An 8,359-nucleotide genomic window follows, 5' to 3' on the forward strand; every position below is an offset into this window, starting at 1 on the left:
AGGGGCCGCGGCAACCAGCCGCGGCCCTTCGTCGCGCCGTCACCCGTCGTGCGTCGCGCGCGTACCGTGAGACCATCGAACCGGCCCCTCACCCGACTGGCCGTCACCAACGGCGCGGTGCGTAAAAGGGGACAACGACGGAACCACACGACAGGTTCCGCTCCGGCCTCATTGCCCGGCGTGACCTGCCGTGATACACAGAGTGACGATACGGCCCTACGCCAGGTGTTCGTACGAAACCCGCCAATCAATGACGCCAAGTCGACATACGACGGCGCCATTGTCGGCGAGAATGAGCCTGACCTCTGCACCCCCGCAGGGGACGCGGAACTACCCACCAGGGGCGGTGACTTACATGCTCTTTGCGGCCGACAAGGGAGACATCAACACCATCATCGGCGGGATCGCTCCGGACTGGGGCCCCTTCGGCAGCCTGGGCAACGAGGCCAAGGTCATGATCGAGGTGGTGATGGCCGTGGCCATCCTGCTCTGCCTCGGCATCGCCGTCTGGGGCGCCGCGAAGCAGCGCATCGGCGCCACCGCCCTGCGCGACACGTTCAGCGCGGAACAGGGCAAGGGCCTCATCATCGCCGGACTCACGGGCGTCTTCATCATCGGCTCCCTCGGCACCCTCTTCACCATCGTGTACGGCATGGCCGTGTAGCCGGACCGCAACCGCGCAGGCAGCGCCCCCCGACGCCGCCGCGACCCGGTCCGAATCCCCCTACCCCACCCGCCCGTCGTGCCCACCGGCTGAGGTTGCGTTTCCCTGATGTCCCTGATGTCGAGTCACCACACCGCGCCCGAGCGGGAACCAGCACGGCTACCGTCGTACTGGCACGAGTTTCCGCATGACGCCGAGGGGGCGTGCGCGACATGAGTCCCGGGGACGGACAGGACTACGCCGACGAGGTGTCCGGCGGATACGGCGGCACGGGCCAGACCCGCACCCGGCTCCCCGAGGGCGACCCGTACGGCGGCGCGCGGCGCGGCGGCCGCTCGTCGTCCTCGCGCAGCCTGGTCACGGTGGTCGGGGTCGTCGTCCTGCTGATCGCCGCGATCGCCTTCGCCAACCGCGGCGGCAGCGGCGACGCCGACTCCCCGTCCGGCTCCGCGGACAAGCCCGAGACCTCCGCCACCGCCGCCTCCGGCACCAAGCCGGACCAGGTGAAGACGGCCGGCATCCCCACCGGCTACGCCCACACCGAGGAAGGCGCCCAGTCCGCCGCGGCGAACTACGCGGTGGCGCTCGGCTCCACCGGCATGTTCAAGACCGACAACCGCCACCGGATCGTCGCGACCCTCTACACGGCCGACGCCGCAGCCGCGCTCCAGGCCCCCATGGACCAGGCCTACTCCACCGCCTTCCTCGCCAAGCTCGGACTCGACGCGGACGGCGACGCGCCGAAGGGCAGCACCTTCGTCTCCCGCGTCGTCCCCGTCGGCACCACCGCGACCTACGGCGCCACCGACGCCAAGGTCGCGGTCTGGTACCTGGGCCTGATCGGCATGTCCGGCGAGAGCTCCACCGACCCGGTCACCTCCACCTGGAAGACCTGGACCTTCAAGCTCCGCTGGACCGACGGGGACTGGAAGATCGTCAGCGACACGCAGAAGGACGGCCCCGCACCGGTCCCCGGTGACGACAAGGCGGCCACCTCCGACGAGATCAGCAAGGCCATCGAGGAGTACGGAGGGTTCACGTATGCCCGGTAACCCGCACCGCGCACTCCGGCTCGCCGCAGTCGTGACCGCCGTCCAGACGTCGGCCGTGCTGCTGGCGGGGCGCGCCTTCGCCGCCCCGAGCCCCAGCCCGACCCCCTCCGCGTCGAAGAGCAGCAGCTGCGACCTCATCGTCGGCGAGGCCAAGAAGTACTGCGAACGCGGCAACAGCAGCGGCAGCGGCTCCAGCGGTTCCGAGGGCCTCACCAGCGACACCAGCGACCCGCTGACCTCGCTCGCCAAGGGCTTCGCGGACGCCGCCTCCTGGACCGTCGACAAGCTGAGCTCCGCCGTCAAGGAGACCGCGAACGTCGACTTCACCAACCCCAAGTTCCTCCAGCAGTACGCCGTCGTCTTCGCCGCCTCCACCATCCTCACCCTGCTGCTGTGGCTGCTGGCCGTGGCGAAGCGGGCGGTACGCGGAGTCCCCCTCACCACCGCCCTGTCCGAGGCGATCGGCTTCCTGTGGCTGACGGTGATCGCGTCCGCGTTCACCCCGCTGATCCTCTACACCGTCGTATCGGCCACCGACGGCGTCACCGACGTCCTCGCCAAGGCCACCGGCGACCAGACCGACACGTTCTTCGGCACCTTCTCCGGCGCCCTCGGCAAGGGCAGCGACATCGGCGGCGGCCCGATCATGCTGATCGTGGTGTCCCTGGTGTCGATCCTCGCCGCCGGCGTGCTCTGGCTGGAACTCGTCATCCGCGCCGCCCTGCTCTACGTCGGCGCCCTGCTCGGCACCATCGTCTACGCCGGACTGGTCGACAAGAACCTGTGGGGCCACGTCCGCCGCTGGGCGGGCATCATGATCGCGGTCATCCTCGTCAAACCGGTCATCGTGATCGTGCTCGGCCTCGCCGGCGCCCTGTCGTCCTCCGACAACGGCCCCGACGCGTTCTCCGCCGTCGTCTCCGGCCTCGCCATCATCCTGCTGGCCATCTTCGCCAGCGCGATGATCTACCGCTTCGTCCCCGGCTTCGGTGACGAGATCGCGGGGTCCCGCAACAACCGCATCATGCGGGGCGCCGAGGGCAAGGCCGCCGCGGTCATCAGCTCCCCGGCGACCCTGGTGGCGCAGGGCATCAAGACGCACAGCGCCCGCGCCGACAACAACGGGGGCGGCGGCCAGTCGTCCCAGCCCCGCCCGGCCAACCCGGCCACCGGCGGCGTCGCCGCGCACAGCTCGCGCACCCCGAACGGTGGTGGCGGCGGATCTGTCCCCTCCGCCGCACCCGCACCGCGCGCGCCCAGCCCGGCGAACACCCCGCATGCCAGCAACACCCGCAACAGCAACAACCGTTCAGGAGGTGACGGGCGTTGACGGCCGAGTCCCATCTGTCCCATCCGGTCACGCCCCGCCGCACGTATCTGATCGGCCGCGCCCGGCCGAACGCCATCGTCGGCCGCAACCGCGAGACCGGCGAGATCGCGCTGATCATCGCGGGCGCGTTCCTCGGCATGATGAGCGGGCTGCTCGTCCCCGTGCTCTCCCTGCGCATCGTGCTGCTGACCGGCTTCCCCATGCTGGCGCTGGCCGCGGTGTACGTGCCGTACAAACGGCGGACGTTCTACAAGTGGTTCGAGATCAACCGCACCTACAAGCGGACCCTGCGCCAGGGCACCGTCTACCGCTCCGCCGCCATGGAGGCGGGCACCCGGCTCGACGGCCGCGAGATCGAGGTCGGCCCACCGCCCGGCATCGGCCGGATCGGCTGGCTCGCCGCCCCGTTCGGGCCCGACGAGATCGCCGTACTGCTGCACGCCGACCGCAAGACCGTCACCGCCGCCATCGAGATCGAGGGCCCCGGCGTCGGCCTGCGCGACTCCGAGGACCAGGAGGCCCTCGTCGACCGCTTCGGCACCCTGCTGAAGCATGTCGCGAACGGCGACGGCTTCGTCACCCGCATCCAGATGCTCGCCCGCACCCTGCCCGCCGACCCCGACGCGCACGCCAAGGACGTCAGTGTCCGCGGCGACGAACGCTCCCCGGAGTGGCTCCAGCGGTCCTACGACCAGCTCCAGTCGATGGTGTCCACCAGCAGCGAGCAGCACCGCGCCTACCTCGTCGCCTGCATGTCGTACTCGCGCGAACTCGCCGCCGAGGCCCAGGCGATGGCCCGCGCCGCGCGCCCGCACGGCGGCCGCAAGCTCGACCGCGACGCCGGCCTCGCCGTCGTCATGGCCCGCGAGCTCACCGACATCTGCTCGCGCCTCCAGGAGGCCGACATCCGGGTCCGCCAGCCCCTCGGCCAGGGCCGGCTCGCCTCCCTCATCCACTCCATGTACGACCCGGACCACCCCATCGACCACATCCAGGCCATGACCAAGCGCAACGCCTGGCCGGCCGAACTGGACGCGATGGAGCCGACCTACCTCCAGGCCAAGACCCGCGAGTCCACCACCCGCGCGCCCTGGTGCCACGCCACGGCCTGGGTGAAGGAGTGGCCGATGACCCCCGTCGGCGTCAACTTCCTCGCCCCGCTGCTGGTCCACACCCCCGACGTGATCCGCACGGTCGCCGTCACCATGGACCTCGAACCCACCGAGGTCGCCATCGAGCGGATGCTGACCGAGAAGACCAACGACGAGGCCGAGGCGAGCCGCGCCGCCAAGATGAACCGCACCGTCGACCCGCGCGACGTCGCCGCCCACAACCGCCTCGACCAGCGCGGCGAGGACCTCGCCAGCGGGGCCGCAGGAGTGAACCTGGTCGGCTGGATCACCGTCTCCTCCCGCTCCCCCGAGGCCCTCGCCCGCGACAAGCGCACCATAAGGGCGTCGGCCGGAAAGTCGTACCTCAAGCTGGAGTGGTGCGACCGCGAGCACCACCGGGCCTTCGTGAACACACTTCCGTTCGCCACCGGCATTCGCAGGTAGGGGCTGATGCGCTGATGCGGGACCCGCTGTCCGTCCTCACGGACGCCTTCACGTCCTTCCTCTTCGGGAAGGTCGAGACGACCCGCCTGCCGGTACGCACCTCCACCGGGCAGGCCCAGGCCGTCTACCTGCCGACCGCCGCCCCCGGACTCGGCGACTCCGGCGTCATCATCGGCCGCGAGGTCTACTCCGGGAAGGGCTACATCTACGACCCCTTCCAGCTCTACGGCCAGCAGCTGCCCGCCCCGCACTGGCTGGTCCTCGGCGAGTCCGGCAACGGCAAGTCGGCCCTGGAGAAGACCTACGTCCTGCGCCAGCTGCGCTTCCGCGACCGCCAGGTCGTGGTCCTGGACGCCCAGGGCGAGGACGGCGTCGGCGAGTGGAACCTCATCGCGGAGGAGCTGGGGATAACCCCCATCCGCCTCGACCCGACCGCCGCCCTGGACCACGGCATCCGGCTCAACCCGCTCGACCCGGCCATCACCACCACCGGCCAGCTGGCGCTGCTGCGCACCATCATCGAGGTGGCGCTGGGCCACGGCCTGGACGAGCGCTCCGGCTTCGCCCTCAAGGTCGCCCACTCCTACGTCAACGAGACGATCCTCGACCGCCAGCCGGTCCTCACCGACATCGTCGAGCAGCTCCGCCACCCCGAACCCGAGTCGGCCGAGGCGATGAACGTCGCCATAGACGACGTACGCGCCTGGGGCCTGGACGTCGCGCTGGTCATCGACCGACTGGTCGACGGCGACCTGCGCGGCATGTTCGACGGCCCCACCACGGTCGGCATCGACCTGGACGCCCCGCTGATCGTCTTCGACCTCTCGCACATCGACCGCAACTCCATCGCCATGCCCATCCTCATGGCGATCGTCGGCGTGTGGCTGGAGCACACCTGGATCCGCCCGGACCGCAAGAAGCGGATCTTCCTCGTCGAGGAAGCCTGGCACATCATCAACAGCCCGTTCGTGGCCCAGCTGTTCCAGCGACTGCTGAAGTTCGGCCGCCGCCTCGGCCTGTCCTTCGTCGCCGTCGTGCACCACCTCTCCGACGTCGTCGACGGGGCCGCCGCCAAGGAGGCCGCCGCGATCCTGAAGATGGCCTCCACCCGCACGATCTACGCCCAGAAAGCCGACGAGGCACGCGCCACCGGCCGGGTCCTCGGCCTGCCCCGCTGGGCGGTGGAGATCATCCCCACCCTCACCCCCGGCATCGCGGTGTGGGACGTCAACGGCAACGTCCAGGTGGTCAAACACCTCATCACCGAGACCGAACGCCCCCTGGTCTTCACCGACCGGGCCATGACCCAGTCCTCCGCCGACCTGCTGCACGAGGACGAGCTGGCCGACGACGCCCTGCGCGCGGCCGAACGCGAGGCCGAGGCACGGGCCGCGGCCTTCGTGGAACAGCACGTCGCGGACTACGACGGCTCCTCCGAGTCGACGGTGGCGTGAGATGAGACCCGCGGAGCACGGCGGGCACGACCGGGACCGCGAGGGCCAGGGCGGCATCCCCGACGGCCTGCTGATCGGGATACTCGCCTTCCTCCTCGGCATGACCCTGCTGGTGTGGTCGGCGACCGGCCTCGCGGGACTGTTCGCCCACGGCGCCTGGCCGACCGCGGTCACCTTCAGCCGGACCCCCGTGGCCATGCGCCACCTCATCGGGGAACCGCACGACCTGCACGGCGCCTGGCCGGACACCCCGGCCGCCGAGCTCTCCGGATACGGCCTGTTCTGGGGGCTGTTCATCGGGCAGCTGATGGTGCTGGTCGTCCTCACCGTGTTCGTGATGGGCACGGTCGCCCGCTGGCGCGCCGGGAGGGTCAAGCGCCGCTTCGACAAGGCCGCCCGCGCCGCCGCGTCGGGCCACCGTCCCGGCCTGAACACCCCGCCACCCGCGCCGCATCCCCAGTCGTACGCTCCCCAGCCCCCGGAGGTCCACGAGGTCCCGGTGCCCCGCTCGGAGCCGGCGCCGGAGCCGGCCGGTGACCCGGCCGGCCGCGACCCGTCCGCTGCCGACCGGGTGGGCGCCGGCCTGGCCGGTGTCGGTGCCATCGGTACGGGTGCGATCGGCGCCGGTGCGATGGGTGCCGGCGCGGTCGGGGCCGATCCGGTCGGCACCGATCCGGTCGGCGGCAGCTGGGAGAGGATCCGGGTCGCTCCGGAGGAGGGACGCCGCGCCGCGGCGACCCAGGCCGTCCGGGACGCCGAGGGCCCCGCGGTCGTCGTGACCTCCAACCCGCTCATCTGGCAGGACACCAAGGACGCCCGCGCCAAGCTGGGTCCGGTCCTCCTCTACGACCCCGGCCATCTGTGCGACACCCCGGCCCGCCTGCACTGGTCACCCACCGCGGGCTGCGAGGACCGGCCGACCGCCGCGGCACGCGCGACCGCCCTGCTGGCCCCGGTCCGCCCCACCGCCCGCCTGGACCAGGCGCTCGTCGAGACCGCCGAGACCCTGCTGCGCAGCTATCTGCACGCCGCCGCCGTGGACGGCCGGACCATCCGTCATGTGCACCGCTGGACCCAGGGCAACCAGATCCAGGACGCCGTACGGACTCTGCGCACCAGCCCCAAGGCCGCGCCGGGCTCGGCGGGCGAGCTGGAGGCCGCGCTGACCGCGCATCCCGAACGCCGGGACATCGCACAGGAGCTGACGGCCCGTGCGCTGAGCGCGCTCGTCACCGTGAACGTCCGCGAGGCGTGCACTCCCAACCGAAGTGATGCCCTCGCCTTGGATTCCTTCGTCAACGAAGGGGGCACGCTTTATGTGGTGGGGGACTCCATCGAGGATCCTCGCACCCACCCGGGGGCGATGCCCCTGCTCACCGCCCTCGTATCCAGCGTGGTCGAGCGCGGCCGGCGCATGGCCGAACGGTCATCCTCCGGTCGGCTCGACCCACCACTGACGTTCGTCCTCGACGACGTCGCCGCCGTGGCCCCGGTCCCCCAGCTCCCGGAACTCCTCGCCGGCGGGGGCGACCGCGGCCTGCCGACGCTGGCCCTGCTCCGCTCCCGCGAACAGGGCCGCGCCCGCTGGCCGCACCACGAACTCCCGGCCTGAGCGGTACCCCTCAGTCCCGCTCCAGGACGAACTCCAGCTCCTCGTCGTCGGAACCCTCCACCAGGGGTACGACGACTCCGCTGGGCCGGAACCCGAGCCTGCGGTAGGCGGCCTGCGCGCGGGCGTTGTCCTCGTGGACGATGAGCCGCACCCGCTCGGCGCCGGCCTCCCACGACCAGGCGACGGCGGCGTCGAACAGGGCCCCTATCAGTCCGCTGCCCCGGTGCTCGGGCCGTACGAAGACGCCCACGACGTGTCCCTGCGTCCGCTCGATGTCGAAGCCGGCCCAGTCCGTGCTGCCACCTTCCTCCAGCAGCACGGTGACGGTGCCGGCCCACTCCCCGTCGGGGCTCTCGGCTATGAACTGCCGCGCTCCATAAGCGCCTTCGGCCGCCCCCTCGGCCCGCTCCCGCCAGAAGGAGTCCGGCTTCGCCAGCGCCTGGTCGTACGTCTCCAGGAACGCGAGGTGCGCGACCGGGTCCCGCAGCGCGTCGAGCCGGAGCCCGCGCACGGCCGGCCATTCCTCGGCACGGATCGGACGGACGAGGTACTTCTCGGGATATCCCTCGGTGGCATGGTGGCTGCTCATGCAGACAGGGTGAACGCGAAAGAGCCCCGAATCAACCGGTTTTCACCGGGACTCGGGGCTCTTTCTCAATGATTGTTCGGCGGTGTCCTACTCTCCCACAGG

The 8,359-nt window shown here is 71.2% G+C and carries 7 protein-coding genes; 6 read left to right on the forward strand and 1 reads right to left on the reverse strand.

Going from position 1 to position 8,359, the window contains the following annotated elements:
• The first annotated feature begins 355 nt into the window (after window positions 1–355).
• From WN71_RS14825 to WN71_RS14850, 6 genes are all read left to right on the forward strand, one after another.
• The gene (locus WN71_RS14825) at window positions 356–664 is read left to right on the forward strand and encodes a hypothetical protein (RefSeq protein ID WP_014673544.1); all 309 of its coding nucleotides are present in this window, start codon (window positions 356–358) and stop codon (window positions 662–664) included.
• Between the two features lie 212 nt (window positions 665–876).
• Window positions 877–1,716 carry a hypothetical protein gene (locus tag WN71_RS14830; RefSeq protein WP_046592564.1) on the forward strand — a complete coding sequence of 280 codons (840 nt, stop codon included), beginning with the start codon at window positions 877–879 and terminating at the stop codon, window positions 1,714–1,716.
• Complete coding sequence (locus WN71_RS14835; protein ID WP_046592545.1) at window positions 1,706–3,046, forward strand: membrane protein; 1,341 nt, start codon at window positions 1,706–1,708, stop codon at window positions 3,044–3,046. Before WN71_RS14830 ends, WN71_RS14835 begins: the two co-directional genes overlap by 11 nt.
• A complete protein-coding gene (locus WN71_RS14840; RefSeq protein ID WP_046592544.1) occupies window positions 3,043–4,602 on the forward strand; it encodes an SCO6880 family protein in 1,560 nt (519 codons plus the stop codon). Before WN71_RS14835 ends, WN71_RS14840 begins: the two co-directional genes overlap by 4 nt.
• A gap of 14 nt (window positions 4,603–4,616) precedes the next feature.
• Complete coding sequence (locus WN71_RS14845) at window positions 4,617–6,056, forward strand: ATP-binding protein (protein ID WP_046592543.1); 1,440 nt, start codon at window positions 4,617–4,619, stop codon at window positions 6,054–6,056.
• 1 nt (window position 6,057) lies between these two features.
• On the forward strand, window positions 6,058–7,668 hold the full coding sequence (locus WN71_RS14850) for a type IV secretory system conjugative DNA transfer family protein (RefSeq protein ID WP_046592542.1): 1,611 nt from the start codon (window positions 6,058–6,060) through the stop codon (window positions 7,666–7,668).
• Between the two features lie 10 nt (window positions 7,669–7,678).
• On the opposite strand, the gene WN71_RS14855 is transcribed toward WN71_RS14850, so the two are convergent.
• Window positions 7,679–8,257, reverse strand: a complete 579-nt coding sequence (locus WN71_RS14855; RefSeq protein ID WP_046592541.1) for a GNAT family N-acetyltransferase — start codon at window positions 8,255–8,257, stop codon at window positions 7,679–7,681.
• Window positions 8,258–8,359 lie beyond the last annotated feature (102 nt).

It is taken from the genome of Streptomyces mangrovisoli (genome assembly GCF_000974985.2).
GTDB classification, from domain to species: domain Bacteria; phylum Actinomycetota; class Actinomycetes; order Streptomycetales; family Streptomycetaceae; genus Streptomyces; species Streptomyces mangrovisoli.